Annotated in this window: 11 protein-coding genes, 1 other RNA gene and 3 pseudogenes; 12 read left to right on the top strand and 3 right to left on the bottom strand. The window is 67.5% G+C overall.

Going from position 1 to position 17,133, the window contains the following annotated elements; genetic code table 11:
* Positions 1–177: 177 nt before the first annotated feature.
* From ACYVD7_RS01730 to ACYVD7_RS01720, 3 genes and pseudogenes are all read right to left on the bottom strand, one after another.
* Positions 178–1,572: an FAD-binding oxidoreductase gene (locus ACYVD7_RS01730; protein ID WP_460758459.1), complete on the bottom strand. Its 1,395-nt coding sequence runs from the start codon at positions 1,570–1,572 to the stop codon at positions 178–180.
* Between the two features lie 176 nt (positions 1,573–1,748).
* Positions 1,749–2,126: a YraN family protein gene (locus ACYVD7_RS01725; protein ID WP_460758458.1), complete on the bottom strand. Its 378-nt coding sequence runs from the start codon at positions 2,124–2,126 to the stop codon at positions 1,749–1,751.
* Positions 2,127–2,162: 36 nt separating this feature from the next.
* Positions 2,163–3,434 (bottom strand): annotated as a pseudogene (locus tag ACYVD7_RS01720) (penicillin-binding protein activator); the annotation flags it as partial.
* Positions 3,435–3,745: 311 nt separating this feature from the next.
* On the opposite strand from ACYVD7_RS01720, the gene rsmI reads away from it, so the two are divergent.
* The 12 genes and pseudogenes from rsmI (at position 3,746) to murC (ending at position 17,132) form a co-directional block, all read left to right on the top strand.
* Complete coding sequence (gene rsmI, locus ACYVD7_RS01715; protein WP_460758455.1) at positions 3,746–4,582, top strand: 16S rRNA (cytidine(1402)-2'-O)-methyltransferase; 837 nt, start codon at positions 3,746–3,748, stop codon at positions 4,580–4,582.
* Between the two features lie 68 nt (positions 4,583–4,650).
* Positions 4,651–5,017, top strand: an RNA gene (gene rnpB, locus ACYVD7_RS01710) — RNase P RNA component class A.
* Positions 5,018–5,569: 552 nt separating this feature from the next.
* Positions 5,570–6,016: a division/cell wall cluster transcriptional repressor MraZ gene (gene mraZ / locus ACYVD7_RS01705; RefSeq protein WP_460758453.1), complete on the top strand. Its 447-nt coding sequence runs from the start codon at positions 5,570–5,572 to the stop codon at positions 6,014–6,016.
* Positions 6,013–6,966, top strand: a pseudogene (rsmH, locus tag ACYVD7_RS01700) (16S rRNA (cytosine(1402)-N(4))-methyltransferase RsmH); the annotation flags it as partial. The gene mraZ and the pseudogene rsmH, both read left to right, overlap by 4 nt.
* 11 nt (positions 6,967–6,977) lie before the next feature.
* Positions 6,978–7,244, top strand: coding sequence for a cell division protein FtsL (gene ftsL, locus ACYVD7_RS01695; protein ID WP_460758451.1), 267 nt, complete (start codon positions 6,978–6,980; stop codon positions 7,242–7,244).
* A 10-nt stretch (positions 7,245–7,254) separates the two neighbouring features.
* Positions 7,255–9,186, top strand: coding sequence for a peptidoglycan D,D-transpeptidase FtsI family protein (locus ACYVD7_RS01690; RefSeq protein ID WP_460758449.1), 1,932 nt, complete (start codon positions 7,255–7,257; stop codon positions 9,184–9,186).
* On the top strand, positions 9,183–10,739 hold the full coding sequence (locus ACYVD7_RS01685; RefSeq protein WP_460758447.1) for a UDP-N-acetylmuramoyl-L-alanyl-D-glutamate--2,6-diaminopimelate ligase: 1,557 nt from the start codon (positions 9,183–9,185) through the stop codon (positions 10,737–10,739). The genes ACYVD7_RS01690 and ACYVD7_RS01685 overlap by 4 nt, the downstream gene beginning before the upstream one ends.
* Complete coding sequence (locus tag ACYVD7_RS01680) at positions 10,736–12,136, top strand: UDP-N-acetylmuramoyl-tripeptide--D-alanyl-D-alanine ligase (RefSeq protein WP_460758445.1); 1,401 nt, start codon at positions 10,736–10,738, stop codon at positions 12,134–12,136. The genes ACYVD7_RS01685 and ACYVD7_RS01680 overlap by 4 nt, the downstream gene beginning before the upstream one ends.
* Entirely contained in the window at positions 12,126–13,223 is a 1,098-nt protein-coding gene (gene mraY, locus ACYVD7_RS01675; protein WP_460758443.1) for a phospho-N-acetylmuramoyl-pentapeptide-transferase, read from the top strand. The genes ACYVD7_RS01680 and mraY overlap by 11 nt, the downstream gene beginning before the upstream one ends.
* Positions 13,223–14,563 carry a putative lipid II flippase FtsW gene (gene ftsW, locus ACYVD7_RS01670; RefSeq protein WP_460758441.1) on the top strand — a complete coding sequence of 447 codons (1,341 nt, stop codon included), beginning with the start codon at positions 13,223–13,225 and terminating at the stop codon, positions 14,561–14,563. The genes mraY and ftsW overlap by 1 nt, the downstream gene beginning before the upstream one ends.
* Positions 14,560–15,675 (top strand): annotated as a pseudogene (gene murG / locus ACYVD7_RS01665) (undecaprenyldiphospho-muramoylpentapeptide beta-N-acetylglucosaminyltransferase); the annotation flags it as partial. The gene ftsW and the pseudogene murG, both read left to right, overlap by 4 nt.
* Complete coding sequence (gene murC / locus ACYVD7_RS01660) at positions 15,675–17,132, top strand: UDP-N-acetylmuramate--L-alanine ligase (protein ID WP_460758439.1); 1,458 nt, start codon at positions 15,675–15,677, stop codon at positions 17,130–17,132. The pseudogene murG and the gene murC, both read left to right, overlap by 1 nt.
* Position 17,133 lies beyond the last annotated feature (1 nt).

Raw genomic sequence — 17,133 nt, 5'->3', positions numbered from 1 at the left:
TGGGCGGGATGGGTGGAAGCGAGGCGCGCAGGATAGCGTTGTGGTGGGGTGGTTTTGCGGGCGTGTGCCGCATTGCGGCTGTTCAGTTCAGGTGGTGCGTGGGTTGGGACGTGGACGGGCGGACAAACGGGCGTTTGCCGTGGCCAGCCGCTGCGGCGGCCTCGGTGGAGCCGTGGCCTAACCTTGATCGACGCGCGGCAGCAGCTTTCCCGGATTGAGGATGCCATCCGGATCGAACGTCGCCTTCACCTGGCGCATCAGCGCCAGCGTCGCGGCATCGATCGCCAGTGGCATGAAGTCGCGCTTGACCATGCCGATGCCGTGTTCGCCCGAGAGCGTGCCGCCCAGCGACAGCGTCAGCGCGAACACACGGGCCAGCGCCGCCTGCGCGCGATCGTTTTGCGCGGCATCGGCGGGATCGAACAGGATGTTGACGTGCAGGTTGCCGTTGCCGGCGTGGCCGAAGCTGACGATCGGCAAGGCGAACTCCCGTGCCAGCAAACGCACGCCATCGACGAGCGGTGCGATGCGCGACACCGGAACGACGACGTCCTCGTTGATCTTTCCCGGTGCAAGTGTGCGCAGTGCCGGTGACAGCGCCTTGCGCGCCGACCACAGTCGCTGCGCGGCGGCGTCGTCGGCGGCATCGTCCAGCGATATCAGGCCGTCGCCTTCGGCCGCGCGCATGAGCGCTTCGATTGCCAGCGGCAGCGTCTGCGCATCGCCGTCGCCTTCGATCATCAGCAGCGCGCCGGCATCCTCGGGAAGGTCGGCGCCGCCGACATCGCGCGCCAGGCGCACGCAGTCGCCGTCCATGAATTCGAGCATCGACGGGGTCACCGGCTGCGCCATCAATCGCGCTACTGCGCGTGCCGCAGACGACGCATCGCGGTACAGCGCACGCACCACCCGCCGCTGCGTCGGCAGCGGCGACAGTTTCAGCGTGGCTTCCACGATCAGCGCCAGCGTGCCTTCGCTGCCGACCAGCAGGCGCTGCAGGTCGTAGCCGGTCGAACCCTTCGTGGTCGCGCTGCCGCAATGGATCAGTTCGCCCGCGCCGGTGATCGCGGTGAGCGCGAGTACGTTGTCGCGACTCGCGCCGTACTTCAACGCGCGCGGACCGCCGGCGTTGCAGGCCAGGTTGCCGCCGATGGTGCTGAAACTGGCGCTGGTGGGATCCGGCGGCCAGAACAGTCCGTACGGTTTCAGCGCGGTCTGCAGGTCGCCGTTGAGCACGCCCGGTTCCACCACCGCGCAGCGATCGCCGGGTCGCACGTCGACGATGCGGTCCATGCGCTCGAACGACACCACCACGCCCCCAGCGACCGGCACCGATGCGCCGGTGGTGTTGGTGCCGCGCCCGCGCGCGACCACCGGTACGCGATGCGCGCGACACGTGCGCACCAGCGCGAGGACCTGGTCACGCGTGGTCGGCAGCGCGACTGCATCGGGGAGCGCTTCGCGGCGCGAGTTGTCGTAGGCGTAGGCGAGGCGTTCGCCGGGATCGGTCAGCCAGCCTTCGCGCAGCAATTGGGCGAGTTCGCGGTGCAGCGACGGGGGCAGGGCGCTCATGCGGGCATTATGGCGCGGGGTGGGGCTTGGTCGGTTGCGACTTGGCCATCACGCTTGTCACTGGCGACTTGGCACTCGCGATTGGGGCGCGAGTGACGCGGGCGCGATCGAAAGCGATTGAAGGCGATACGTTCGAGGCGGATGCAACCAAACAAGTGCCTGGAGTCGAACGACTGTCAGTCATCCGCGCGGAACGCATCGCGCAGCCAGTTCAGCCGCGGGCGCGCGGGATCGCCGTCGGCTTCGATCACGTCGAAACGGCACGCCGAATTGGCGTAGCGCGGGTGGCCGAGAAGGAAGGCTTGCGCCGCATGTACGATCCTGCGCCGCTTGCCCGCATCGATCGATGCGGCGCCGCCACCGAAGCGCGCATCGCTGCGGTAGCGCACTTCGACGAACACCAGCGTATCGCCGCGGCCATCGCGATCCAGCATCACCAGGTCGAGTTCGCCGAAGCGGTAGTTCGCGTTCGCCGCGACGTCGCGCAAGCCCGCATCGCGCAGGTGCGCGCGCGCGGCGATTTCGACGGCGGTTCCGCGGGCACGGCGATCCATCGCCTTTTGCATGTCAGCCGCCGGTCATCGTGCCGCTCAGCGGCGCGCGGCGTCCGCCAGCGGCACGGCCGCGCCGTTGCTGAAGGTCGACCAAGCGGGCGTGCGCTGCACGTTGCCGAAGCCGTCGATGTGGAGCACGCCAGTCGCGCCTTCGATGCCGGACGACGACGTCGCCAGGTGTTCCAGGTACGCCGTGATCAGCCACGCGTCGTAGCCGAAGGCGAACAGTCGCGCGGCGCCGCCCTTCGCATTGGGCAGCATCGTCGCGGCGGTGGCGGCCGAGGGTAGTCCGCGCACGCCGCCGGTGGTCCAGCTTTCGGTCGGGAAGGCGATGCCGTCGAGCACGCGGTCGTCCGCCGCCTTGCCGGTGCCCGAAAGCAGTTGCGAGGTCGCCACGCGCGGCTTGCCGGCCAGTCCCGCCAGCGCGAGCTTGGGCATCAGCGCGCGCGCGGTGCTGCCTTTCACCGCGAGGAACACGGCGTCGATGCCGCCTTCCTTCGACGCATACGGCGCAAGGTCGGCGATGCCGCCGCTCACGACGTCGGTGACAATGCCGCCGCGTTCGCCCAAGCGCTCGCGCAGGGCGTCCACGGCGCGACGCTGGGTGTCGTCGTCGCCACCGATCACCAGCACGCGACGTGCCGCGCGATTGAGGAGGAATTCCGCTGCGGCGATGCCTTCGTCTTCCGGCGACAGCGAGAAGCTGGCGTTGCCCGCCGGCGGCTGGGTGCCGCTGCGATTCAACGCGAGAACCGGTACGGGCAACGCGCGGTTGAACATCGCGCCGACTTCGTCGCGGCCGAGCGGACCGACGACGAAGTCGCTGCCTTCGCTCACCGCGCGGTCGTAGGCGGCGCTGGCACCGGCAGAGGTGTCGTAGAAGTTCACTTCCGGGCGACGGCGCGATTCGCCGTAGTAGCCGGCGAGAAAGCCGTCGCGCACCGGCGCGGCCGCGGTGGCCAGGCTGCCCGACAACGGCAGCAGCACGGCGAGCTTCACCGGCGGACGATAGCCATCGCTCTCGGCCGGTGGGCGGGTGGCCGCATCGAACTTCCACGCCGTGCGGTCGAACGGGCGCGGCAGCGGCAGGCCGCGGCGCAGCAGGGCGCGACCGGCGTAGTTGTAGAGCGGTTCGCCGATGGGTAGGGCGGCGGCTTCGCGCTGCAGGGTGGCGTCGTCGAGTTGTGCCAACAGGGTGTCGATCTGGCGGTCGATGTCGGCGCGCGCGGTGCCGCCCAGCGTGCTGCCTTGGCGGGCGAGGGCACCGGCCTGGGCCACGGATTCGTTGCGCGTGGCGTGCGCTGCCGACGGACCGGTGGTGGTCCCCATCGTGGTGCAGCTGGCCAGCGCCGTGGCCAGCAACAGGCCGGACATCATGCCTGCGAGCATCCGTGGGGCCTTGCTGGTTGAAGTCTGGCTGGTTGAGGCCTTACTGGTCCAGATCTGGCGGGTCGAGGACATCGGCAGGCTCATCGGCACGGTATTCCTTGGGGGTCGGGTAGGATTCTAGGGCGGTTGCCCGTGACGGAGTAGGTTGCGCGGCCCGGGCCGGCACAGCCCCGACCCCGTGGCGAACCCCGATTGCACCGCCGCCACCGCTTCCCACAGACACGGACACGATGCTCACACCCGGCACTCTTCACGTGGTCGCGACGCCTATCGGCAACCTCGGCGACCTTTCCACCCGTGCGCTGGACGTGCTGCGGAATGTCGATGCGATCTGCGCCGAGGACACCCGCCACACCCGGCAGTTGCTGTCGCATTTCGGCATGGAGCGGCCGCTGCTGGCCCTGCACCAGCACAACGAGGACGCCCAGGCGGCGCAGCTGGTAGCGCGCCTGCTGGCGGGCGAGTCGCTCGCGCTGGTGTCGGACGCGGGCACGCCGCTGGTGAGCGATCCGGGTTTCCGCCTTGTCCGCGCGGCGCGTGCCGCCGGCGTGCGCGTATCGCCCGTACCCGGTGCGTGTGCGGCGATCGCGGCGCTGAGCGTGGCCGGGCTTCCCAGCGACCGTTTCGTCTTCGAGGGTTTCCTGCCGGCCAAGGCGGGTGCGCGGCGCGAACGGCTGCTGCAGCTGGTCGCGGAGCCGCGGACGCTGATGTTCTACGAGTCGGCGCATCGGATCGACGAAGCGCTTGCTGACATGGCGGTGGTATTCGGCGATTCGCGCCGTGCAGCGATTGCGCGCGAGCTCACCAAGCTGTTCGAGACGGTGCTCGATGGAACGCTACAGGAGCTGCATGCGCGCGTGCTGGCCGATGCCGACCAGCGCAAGGGCGAGTTCGTGGTGATCGTCGAAGGCGCGGGTGACGATGCCGATGCACGTATCGCCGAAGGCCAGCGGCTGTACGCGAAACTCAGCGAATACCTCAAGCCGTCGCAGGCGGCGAAGCTCGCTGCGGAGATAAGCGGAGCGCCGAGGAAGGCGTTGTACGGCGGCGCGCCGGAAGCGGATTGACGCAGCGGACACCTTGCAGCCGCATGAAACAGGACGGGGTCGGTGGCGCGTGCGACAATGCACGCGGCGGAGTCGGCCGGGCAGTCGCGTCATTCAATTCCATTTCGATGGAGGCGGATGCCGAGGAAAGTCCGGGCTCCACAGGGCACGGTGCCAGGTAACGCCTGGGCGGCGCGAGTCGACGGAAAGTGCAACAGAAAGATACCGCCGAACGGTTCTTCGGAATGCGTGGCAAGGGTGAAATGGTGCGGTAAGAGCGCACCGCGAGCCTGGTAACAGGCCGGCACGGCAAACCCCACCGGGAGCAAGACCAAATAGGGAGGCAATGCCGCGGCCCGCGGTGTCTCCGGGTAGGTTGCTTGAGCGTATCGGTGACGATGCGCCTAGAGGAATGACTGTCCACGACAGAACCCGGCTTACAGGCCGGCTCCGCCTTTTTTCAACGCGCTTTTGCGCGTTGCAAAAAGGCGCCCACAAATTTTCATTTGCGTCGCAAATGAAAACCCGTGGGCCCCGCTATGTGCTTCCAAACCCCGCCCCTTCGGGGCGCCCCCTTACCAAGGGGGCTCTTCTCCTGTGACATGGCGGGGATAAGTCCCAGTCGAGCATGGCGCGGGACGTCTCATCGATGCCTTGGGTCTGGGCCAGGGTCGCCAGGATCCTTCCCGAACGCCTTCAGACACGATCTGAGTCGCCTTGCTGCATCGCAGCAGGGCTGTGGCGTGGCTGCCAAGGCCTGTTGCACCTCCCACTTCAGTGACCTCCAGTCTCAAAATTTGAGACGAAACAAGGGTTAGTGGATAAGTCTTGAATAAGAGTCTGAAGTTCGTCGCAAGCTATTGATGCGCAAAGTGAAATTGGCTCCGAAAACCTGTTGACAACCTGTTAGCCGGTGCTAAGGTGGGCAGAAGAGGGAAAACCGGGTTTTTTGTGGTTTTTCCATATTCATGAACCGCCCGGAGAGGCGGCAACGGCAGGCAAAAGGGCATGTTCCAGGGCGAAACCGCCATCACGATCGACGACAAGGGCCGGCTGGCGGTGCCCACCGCCTACCGCGAGCTTGTCGCGCGCGATTGCGGCAACCGGCTGGTCATCACCTACAACCCGTTCGAGTCGGGTTCGCTCTACCTCTATCCCTTCGCGGTCTGGGAGCGCGTGCGTGACCAGGTCAACGCGCTGCCCAAGGTGAAGAAGGTCAATCGCTCGATGCAGCTGAAGCTGGTCGGTGCCGCCGAGTTCGTCGAGCTCGATGGCAACGGTCGCGTCAGCATTCCCGCGAGCCACCGCGCCGCGGTCGGCATCGAGAAAAAGGCCGTGCTGCTGGGCATGGGCGAGAAATTCGAGTTGTGGAGCGAGCAGGCGCACCACGCGCAGATCCGTCAGACGGTGTCCGACGACGATCTGAGCGAGGAGCTGCTCGGGCTGCAGCTGTGACGGCGGGTGGCAGCGGACGCGAACATGCTGTTGAAAAGCAGGCGTCCGCCCACCTTCCCGTGATGTACCGGCAGTGCCTGGAGGCCCTGCAGGTCAAGGCGGAAGGAATCTATCTGGACGGCACGTTCGGGCGCGGCGGGCATGCGCGCGGCGTGCTGGAACAACTGGGCCCCGGAGGCCGTCTGCTGGTCATGGACAAGGATCCCGAAGCGATCGCCGTTGCCGAACGCGAGTTCGGCGCGGACGCGCGCGTCGCGATCTTCCGTGGCAGCTTCGCCCAGCTCGCGCAGTGGAATGCCACCGACGCGGGCCTGGATGGCGTGCTGTTCGACCTGGGCGTGTCGTCGCCACAGCTGGACGTCGCCGAACGCGGCTTCAGTTTCGGCAAGGATGGTCCGTTGGACATGCGCATGGACCCGGATTCGGGTGAAAGCGCCGCACAGTGGCTCGCGCATGCGTCGGACAAGGACATCGCCGACGTGCTGTGGACCTATGGTGAGGAGCGCCAGAGCCGCCGCATCGCCCGCGCCATCGTCGCGCGCCGCGTGGACCAGCCGCTCACCCGCACCGCGCAGCTGGCCGACCTGATCGCCTCGGTGGTTCCACGCGGCGAGCAGAAGATCCATCCGGCCACGCGCAGCTTCCAGGCCATCCGCATCTACATCAACCGCGAGCTGGCCGATCTCGAAGCCGGCCTCGACGCCGCGCTGGCACGCCTGAAGCCCGGTGGTCGCCTCGCGGTGATGAGCTTCCACTCGCTGGAAGACCGCATCGTCAAGCAGTTCATCGCCCGCCACGCCAAGGCGCCGCCGGCCAACCGCCGGATGCCGATCGAAATCGCCTTCACGCCGACGCTGAAGATGATCGGCGACGCCCGCAAGGCGGACGAGGTCGAAACCGCGACCAACCCGCGTGCCCGCAGCGCTGTCCTGCGCGTTGCCGAAAAGCTCCCGGAGGCCGCATGACCTGGCGCCTCCTGCTTACCGTCCTGGTCGTGGCGAATGTGGCGTCCGCGCTGGCGGTGGTCCACGCGCGCCACAAGCACCGCCAGCTGTTCGTGCAGGAAACGCGACTGGAAAAGGCGCGTGACGAGCTCAATATCGAATTCGGACGCCTGCAGCTGGAGCAGGCCACCTGGGCGGAAAGCAACCGCATCGACCAGGTCGCCCGCGACCGGCTGGGCATGAAGTTCCCGGAAGGCGCTGAAACCGTGGTGATCCGTCCATGAGTGCCCAGGCATGAGCGCGCGCAACAACGATCGCAACCGCCAGCAACTCGTCGGCCGCGTGGCCGACGCGCTGCGCGCGCGCATCGCCAGCAAGCCGACGAACGGCGGCGCGCGCGGTCGCCAACGCGCCGGGCTGGACCTGCGCAAGCGACTGTTGATCGTCGGTGTCGCGCTGGGACTGTGCTCGGTGGCGCTGGTCGGCCGCGCGTTCGACGTGCAGGTGATCCACAACGATTTCTACCTGCAGCAGGGGCAGGCGCGCTCCCTGCGCGAGATCCCGATCCCGACCTCGCGCGGCATGATCACCGACCGCAACGGAGAGCCGCTGGCGGTGTCCACGCCGGTCGAGTCGGTGTGGGGCAATCCGAAGGAACTGCTGGCCAACCCGGCGAGCATTCCACAGCTCGCGCGCGCGCTGGGTGTGCCCGCCGACGTGCTCACGCGCAAGCTGACGCAGCGTTCCAACAAGGAATTCCTGTACCTGCAGCGCCGCATCAGCCCGGAGCAGGCGCATCGCATCCTGGCGCTGGGCATCCCCGGCGTGTTCTCGCAGCGCGAATACCGTCGCTTCTACCCGCAGGGCGAGGCGATGGCGCACGTGCTCGGGTTCACCAACGTCGACGACCACGGCCAGGAAGGCCTGGAGCTGTCGTTCGACCACGTGCTCAGCGGCAAGCCCGGTTCCAAGCGCGTGATCCGCGACGGCCAGGGCCGCATCGTGGAAAGCGTGGACCTGGTCGAACCCGCGCAACCGGGTCAGGACCTGACGCTCACCATCGATCGCCGCATCCAGTACCTCGCCTTCCGCGAGCTGCGCAGCATGCTGCTCAAGAGCGGCGCCAGCAGCGGCTCCGCGGTGGTGCTGGACATCGCCACCGGCGAAGTCCTGGCGATGGCGAACCTGCCCAGCTTCAATCCGAACGCGATCGACATGGGCACCATCGACGCGCACCGCAATCGCGCGGTGACCGACGTGTTCGAGCCGGGCTCCACCATGAAGCCGATCACCGTCGCCGCTGCGCTCAACGCGCACCTGGTGACGCCGAACACGCGCATCGACGTGTCGCCGGGCTACATGCAGTTGGGTCGCTACACGATCCGCGACCACAGCAACTACGGGATCCAGACCGTCACCGGCCTGATCACCAAGAGCTCCAACATTGGCGCGGCCAAGTTGGCGGCGCGGATGCAGGACAAGTATTTCTACGACTTCGTGCGCAACTTCGGTTACGGACGCAAGCCCGGCAGCGGCTTCCCAGGCGAATCCGCCGGCGTACTCGCGCCGCCGGCGCGCTGGAGCGGAACCACCAAGGCGACGATGGCCTACGGCTACGGCATGTCCGCAACGCCGCTGCAGATCGCGATGGTGTATGCCTCGCTCGGCAACGGCGGCAAGCTGATCACGCCGACGTTCGTGAAGGGCGAGCGCAACGAGCCGCAGCAGGTGCTCGATCCGCGCATCGCGCACGAAGTGATGGGCATGATGCAGACCGTCACCGAGCCGGGTGGCACCGCCACGCAGGCGGCGATCCTGGGCTACCACGTCGCCGGCAAGACCGGCACCGCGCGCAAGTTCAGCGAGACCGGCGGTTACACCCGTCGCTACCTCGCGTACTTCGCCGGCGTGGTGCCGGTGCGCAATCCGCGCTTCTCGATGGTGGTGGTGATCAACGACCCGGATCCGGAGAAGGGCTACTTCGGCGGCCTGGTGTCGGCGCCGGTGTTCCGCAACGTCATGGACGGCGCGCTACGCCTGATGGACGTGCCGCCGGACGACATCGATACCTGGATGGCGGAGCAGGCCAAGCAGCAGCACGTGAAGGCAGTGCGCGGTGAAGACGTTCCGGTGTTGCCGGACGCATCCGCGGCGCCGCCACCCTTGGTGCCCGCACCTTCCCTGGCTGCCGCGCTGCCTACGCCGGTAGCAGGAGGCGGGCAATGAACCGCTCCATGCTGCTACGCGAACTGCTCCCCGACGTCGCCGCTCTGCCCCCGCTTGCGGGGGCAGATTGCAAGCAATTCCCCGGCGACCTGCGCATTTCCGGCCTGACGATGGACAGCCGAGACGTGCGGCCGGGCAGCGCGTTCGTCGCGATTGCCGGCTTCGGCGCGCATGGACTGAAGTTCGTCGAACAGGCGCGCGCGGCCGGTGCCGTGGCGATCCTGTTCGAACCGCCGGCGCCCGCCGACCTGCCCGCGCCGTCCGATGCAATCGCCGTGCCGAACCTGCGCGCACGCCTCGGCGAACTGGCGGATCGTTTCCACGGCCGCGTCACCAATGCGATGACGGTCGTCGGTGTCACCGGCACCAACGGCAAGACCTCGACCGTGCAGCTGATCGCGCAGGCGTGGACGCTGCGCGGCACGCGCTGCGGCACCATCGGCACGCTGGGCGCAGGTCTCTACGGCCAGGTGACGCCGACCGGATTCACCACGCCGCTGGTGCTGAAGCTGCACGAGTTGCTCGCGCAGCTGCACGACGCCGGCGCGCAGGCAGTGGCGATGGAAGTCAGTTCCCACGCGCTCGACCAGGGTCGCGTGGATGGGGTGCACTTCGACGTTGCGGTGTTCACCAACCTCACCCGCGACCACCTCGACTACCACGGCGACATGGAAACCTATGGCGCTGCGAAGGCGCGCCTGTTCGCCTGGCCGGGCCTGAAAGCAGCCGTGATCAACCTCGACGACGACTACGGCCGTCAGCTGCATGCGGACCTGCCGGCATCGCTACACGCGGTCGGCCTGAGTTCGCGTGGTGCGGATGCTGCCGCGGTGCGCGCGCAGGCGCTGCGCCTCGACAGCGCCGGCATCGCGTTCGACCTGGTCATCGACGGCGACGCGAAGCCCGTGCACTCCAAGCTGCTCGGCCGTTTCAACGTGGACAACCTGCTCGCGGTCGCCGGTGCATTGCACGCGCTTGGCGAACCCGCGGACGCGATCGCTGGCCTGCTTTCGCAACTGCAGCCGATTCACGGCCGCATGAACCGCCTCGGTGGCGACGGCGTGCTTCCGCTGGTGGTGATCGACTACGCGCACACGCCCGACGCGCTGGAACAGGCGCTGAAGTCGCTGCGCGCACACGCGCAGGCGCGACTGATCTGCGTGTTCGGTTGCGGTGGTGAGCGCGATCGCGGCAAGCGTCCGCAGATGGCGGCGATCGCCGAAGCGAATGCCGACGTGGCCATCGTCACCGACGACAACCCGCGCGGCGAAGATGGCGACCAGATCGTGGCCGACATTCTGGCGGGCTTCGCCCATCCGGAAAACGCCATCGTCCTGCGCGATCGCGCCGCGGCCATTGCCCGCGCGGTCAGCCAGGCCAATGCCAATGACATCGTGCTGATCGCCGGCAAGGGTCACGAGCCCTGCCAGGAAATCAACAACGTGCAGCATCCGTTCGACGACACCGAAGTCGCCAGGAAGTCGCTGGAGGTGCGCGCGCCGCACATGGATGTGCAAGGTTCGCGGGCGCAGGATGCGCAGGAGCGACCATGAAGCCGCTGCAGCTCTCCGACGTCGCGCGCATGGCCGGCGGTCGCCTGCACGGTGAGGACGTCGTCATCGACGCGGTGGTCACCGACACCCGTGCGTTGCCGCAGGGTTGTCGATCGCTGTTCATCGCGCTCAAGGGCGAACGCTTCGACGGCCACGACCACGTCGCGGTCGCGGCACAGGGTGGCGTGGCTGCAGCGCTGGTCGCGCGCGTCGTCGATGTGGCGCTTCCCCAGGTTGTCGTCGCCGACACCGAGCGCGGCCTCGCCGATTTCGCCGCCGCGATGCAACGCAACCGCGAGACGCAGATCGTTGGCATCACTGGCAGCAACGGCAAGACCAGCGTGAAGACGCTGGTGATGGCGATCCTGTCGCGCGCCGGTCACGCCTATGCCAATCCCGGCAATCGCAACAACGAGATCGGCCTGCCGCTGGCGGTGCTCGACGCACCGGAAGACGCGCAGTTCGGCGTCTATGAAATGGGTGCCGGCAAGCCGGGCGACATCGCCTATCTCACCGCCATCGCGCGACCCGACGTCGCGCTGGTCAACAACATCGCACCGGCACACCTGGAACGCATGGGCAGCCTGCTCGGCGTCGCCGATACCAAGGCGGCGGTCTACGACGCGCTGCCGCAGGACGGCGTCGCCGTGATCAATGCTGACGACGCCTTCGCGCCGTTCTTCGCCGAGCGCTCGCACGGCCGCCGACTGATCTGGTTCGGACTTGACGCGAGTGCGGACGTGACCGCGCGCGACATCCAGCCGACCGGCAATGGTTCCCGCTTCATGCTGGTCACGCCGCAGGGCGAAGCAGCAATCGACCTTGCCATGCCCGGGCGCCACAACGTACGCAACGCGCTTGCCGCGGCGTGCATCGGGCTGGGCCTGCGCGTGCCGCTCGCGATCATCGCACAGGGACTCAATGCCGCCGAACCCGTGGCAGGCCGCCTGATCGCCCACAACCTGCGCAGTGGCGCGGTGCTGGTGGACGACAGTTACAACGCCAATCCCGGTTCGCTCGCCGCCGCCATCGACACGTTGGCGGAGTCCAGTCGCGCCAGTCGCGGCGCGGGCTGGCTGGTGCTGGGCGACATGCGCGAACTGGGTGCCGATGAAGTCGCGATGCACGCCGAAATGGGACGTCGCGCCAAGGCGGCCGGCATTGCCCGGTTGTTCACGCTGGGCGAACTCAGTGCCGCCACCGCGCAGGCCTTCGGGGAAGGCGCGCAGTCGTTCGACGACCACGATGCGCTCGCTGCGGCGCTGATGGCGGATCTGCGCGAGGGAGTACGCGTGCTGGTGAAGGGCTCGCGCGGCAGCGCGATGGATCGAATCGTGAAGGCGGTGCTGCGCGCCGATCAAGGCCCGGAAGGGCAGGGGAACCCGCATGCTGCTTGAACTTTTCCGCTGGCTGGAACAACTGCAGAGCCTCTTCGGTCTGTTCGGCTATCTCACGTTCCGCGGCATCCTCGCCGCGTTGACGGCGCTGTTCCTGTCGCTGTGGTGGGGCCCGGCGGTCATCCGTCGCCTCGCACAGCTCAAGGGCGGCCAGCCGATCCGCAAGGACGGTCCGCAGTCGCATTTCTCCAAGGCCGGCACGCCAACCATGGGCGGTGCGCTGATCCTGCTCACCATCCTCGCGTCGGTGCTGCTGTGGGGCGACCTGCGCAACCGCTACGTGTGGCTGGTGCTGGCGGTGATGGTGACCTGTGGCGCCATCGGCTGGTGGGACGACTGGATCAAGATCGTCAAGCGCGATCCCAACGGCATGCGTTCGCGCACCAAGTATTTCCTGCAATCGGTGATCGGCCTCGGCGCCGGTCTGTTCCTGTACTACACCGCGGACGTGCAGTCGGCTACTACTCTTTACATTCCGTTTTTCAAGAACGTGGCGCTGCCGCTCGTGGGCATCGGCGGCACGATCTTCTTCATCGCCATCGTCTACCTCTGGATCGTCGGCTTCTCCAATGCGGTGAACCTCACCGACGGCCTCGACGGCCTGGCGATCATGCCGACGGTGCTGGTCGCCTGCGCGCTGGGCGTGTTTGCCTACGCCTCGGGTAACGCGGTGTTCTCCAACTACCTGCAGATCCCGCAGGTGCCCGGTGCCGGCGAGCTGGTGATCATCTGCGCGGCGATCGCCGGCGCGGGGCTCGGGTTCCTGTGGTTCAACACCTACCCGGCGATGGTGTTCATGGGTGACATCGGCGCGCTGGCGCTGGGCGCCGTACTGGGGTGCATCGCGGTGATCGTGCGCCAGGAACTGGTGCTGGTGATCATGGGCGGCATCTTCGTCATCGAGACGCTGTCGGTGATGATCCAGGTGGCTTCGTTCAAGCTCACCGGCAAGCGCGTGTTCCGCATGGCGCCGATCCACCACCACTTTGAATTGAAGGGCTGGCCGGAGCCGCGCGTGATCGTTCGTTTCTGGATCATCTCGGTGATCCTCGTCCTCGTCGGCCTGGCAACCTTGAAGGTGCGCTGATGAACGACCTCGCCCACGCCAGCAGCATGCGCCAGGCAACCCGGATCGAGGCCATCGGCGGCCGCTTCGACCCGTGGCTGCTGGGCATCGCCTGCACGCTGGCCTGCCTGGGCGTGGTGATGGTGGGCTCCAGTTCGATCGCGATCGCCGAAGGCCTGCATGTCGGGCCGTTCCACTTCCTCGTGCGCCACATCGTCTTTCTCGCGGGCGGCGTGGGCCTGGCTGCATGGATGATGCGCACCGAGCTCAAGACCATCGAGCAGCACAGCCACCTGTTGCTGCTGGCGTGCTTCGTGCTGCTTTTGCTGGTGTTCGTGCCGGGCATCGGCCGCAGCGTGAACGGCGCGCGCCGCTGGCTGAACCTGGGCCTCTCCAACTTCCAGGCCGTCGAGGCGGTGAAGCTGCTCTTCATCATCTGGCTGGCGAGCTACCTCAAGCGCTTCAGCGAAGACCTGACCGCGACGTGGTCGGCGATGCTCAAGCCGATCGGCGTGGCGGCCGTGCTGGTGGGACTGTTGCTGATCCAGCCCGATTTCGGTTCGTCCTCGCTGATCCTCGCGGTGACAGCGGGCATGCTCGTGCTGGGCGGCGTGAACATGCCACGCATGTTCGGGCCGGTGCTGGTGGGATTGCCGATCCTCGCCATCATCGCCATTGCCGAGCCCTACCGCGTCGCGCGCCTGACTACGTTCCTTAATCCCTGGGCGGATCCGTTCAACACCGGTTACCAGCTGACCAATGCCTTGATGGCGGTCGGACGCGGCGAATTGTTCGGCGTCGGGCTCGGCGCATCGGTGCAGAAGCTGTCGTACCTGCCCGAAGCGCACACCGACTTCATCATGGCGGTGATCGCGGAAGAACTGGGCTTCGTCGGCGTGTGCCTGGTGATCGCGCTGTACGCGGGCCTGGCTGGGCGTGCGCTGTGGGTCGGATTCAAGTGCGTGGAGATGCGCCGCCACTTCGCCGGCTACTGCGCCTTCGGCATCGCACTGTGGATGGCGCTGCAGAGCTTCGTCTCCATCGGTGTGAACCTGGGCCTGCTGCCTACCAAGGGCCTGACCCTGCCGCTGATTTCCTCCGGTGGTTCCAGCGTGCTGATGACCAGCATGGCGCTAGGCCTGCTGCTGCGCGTGTCCTATGAACTTGATCGCGCGCAGCGCCAGGTGGCACGTCTGCGTGGCGAAGCGGCGCAGCCGGCGGCCGGCGACATTCCGGCCACCTCGCAGCCGCTGCCTTCGGCGCGGACGACGACCGGCACCACCGAGGCTGCACGCGGCACCAGCCGCCTGCGCCAGCGCGTGGAACCGGTGTTCGGAAATGCACGCGGGAGGACGGCATGAAGCCCAGCTACACCGCCGCTACCGATTCCGATCTACACCCGGTGATGATCCTCGCCGGCGGCACGGGTGGGCACATCTTCCCCGGCCTGGCCGTGGCCAAGGCGTTGCGTGCGCGCGACGTGCCGGTGCTGTGGCTCGGTAGCGAGGGCGGCATGGAAACGCGCCTCGTCCCGCAGCACGACATCGCCATCGACACGATTTCGATTCGTGGCGTGCGCGGCAAGGGCATCGCAACGCTGCTCACCGCGCCGTTCAAGCTGATCGGTGCGGTGCGCGCCGCGCGCCAGGTGCTGCGCCAGCGCCAACCGCGTGCGGTGGTCAGTTTTGGCGGATTTGCCGCCGCCCCTGGCGGATTGGCGGCGAGGCTCGAAGGGATTCCGCTGATCGTGCACGAACAGAACCGCGCGCCCGGAATGACCAATCGCGCCTTGGCGAAATTCGCCCGCCGCGTGCTGACCGGTTTCCCGCAGACGTTCCCGAAGGAAGAGGTCGTCGGCAATCCGGTTCGCGTGGAAATTTCCGCGGTCGCGCCGCCGGCTGAGCGTTTCGCCGGCCGCACCGGTCCGCTGCGCATGTTGGTGCTGGGTGGCAGCCAGGGTGCGCGCGCGCTGAACGCTGCGGTGCCGAAGGCCGTCGCCGCAATGCCGCCGCAGGTCACGTTCGAAATCCGTCATCAATGTGGCGAGAAGATGCGCGAAGACGCCGAGCGTGCATACGCCGACGCAGGCGTTGCCGCATCGATCGAACCCTTCATCGCCGACATGGCAGCTGCCTACGCCTGGGCCGACATCGTTGTATGCCGCGCCGGCGCTCTAACTTTGGCCGAGCTATGTGCGGTTGGTGTGGGCAGCGTGCTCGTGCCGTTCCCGCAGGCGGTCGACGACCACCAGACCAAGAACGCGCAGTTCCTGGTCGATCGCAATGCGGCGCAGTTGCTGCCGCAGGGCAGCGACGCCAACGAGCTCGCACAGCGCCTGTCGGCGACGCTGGAAATCCTCGCCGACCGCGCGTTGCTGCTGCCGATGGCGCAGGCAGCACGCGCGTTGGCCAAGCCCGATGCGGCAGAGCGCGTCGCGACCATCGTGCTGGAACAATCGAACAAGGAACATTCATGAGTCCCGCCAATCGCCATCGCCTGCAGCATTCCGGCGACCTGGTTGCCAGCGGCGGCGCCGGAGCGCGCGTGCATTTCGTCGGCATCGGCGGCGTCGGCATGAGCGGTATTGCCGAAGTGTTGAGCACGCTGGACTACCAGGTGTCCGGCTCGGACATGGCCGACAACGCGGTGACGCGCCGGCTGGCTACGCTGGGCATCAACGTGATGCGCGGCCACGCCGCCGCCAACGTGCTGGGTGCGGACTGCATCGTGGTGTCCTCGGCGATCAAGCCCGACAACCCCGAGCTGATGGAAGCGCGCGCGCAGCGCATCCCGATCGTTCCGCGCGCGGAAATGCTGGCAGAGCTGATGCGCTTCAAGCGCGGCATCGCGGTTGCCGGCACGCATGGCAAGACCACCACGACCTCGCTGCTGGCCAGCGTTCTGGCCGAAGGCGGCATCGATCCGACCTTCGTCATCGGTGGCCAGTTGCTCGCCGCCGGTGCCAACGCGCGCCTGGGCAAGGGTGAATGGCTGGTGGCCGAGGCCGACGAAAGCGACGGCAGTTTCCTGCGCCTCAATCCGCAGATCGCCATCGTCACCAATATCGATGCCGACCACCTGGAAAACTACGGCGGCGATTTCGCCAAGGTGCAGGCCGCGTTCGACGAATTCCTGCATCACCTGCCGTTCTACGGCTTGGCCGTGCTGTGCATCGACGATGCCGAAGTGGCCAAGCTGGCCGCCAAGACCACGCGCCACGTCATGAGCTACGGCTTCAGCGACCACGCCGACGTGCGCGCCGAAGAAGTCGACCAGCACGGTCCGGCGATGCGCTACACGCTGTGCCTGCCGGATGGTTCGCGCACGCCCATCGAGCTCGCCCTGCCGGGTCGGCACAACGTGCTCAATTCGCTCGCCGCTGCTGCAGTGGCGTGGCAGCTCGGCGTGGATAGCGGCGCCATCGGCAGCGCGCTGCAGAAGTTCGCCGGCATCGGCCGCCGCTTCAACATGCTGGCGCAGGTCACCACCGCCAAGGGTGCGACCGTGCAGCTGGTGGACGATTACGGCCACCATCCCAAGGAACTGGAAGCGGTCTTCGCTGCCGCACGTGGCGGTTGGCCGGATCGACGCCTCGTCGTCGCCTTCCAGCCTCACCGCTATAGCCGCACGCGCGACCTGTTCGACGAATTCGCCGCGGTGCTGTCCACCGTGGACACGCTGGTGCTCACCGAGGTCTATCCGGCGGGCGAAGCGCCGATCGCGGGCGCCGACGCCAAGTCGCTCGCGCGCGCGATCCGCACCCGCGGCCGCGTCGATCCGATCGTGGTGAACAGCGCGGCTGAACTCGCCGCCGTGCTTCCCGATGTACTCAACGAGGGTGACCTGCTGCTGATGATGGGCGCAGGCGACATCGGTCATGCCGCGCAGCAGATCGCCAGCTCGGGCTTTGCAGCAGGAGAAGAGAAGTGAG

This window comes from Lysobacter fragariae (genome assembly GCF_054779775.1).
The sequence above is the reverse complement of the archived record's forward strand: the minus strand, read 5'-3'. Positions and strand labels throughout refer to the sequence as shown.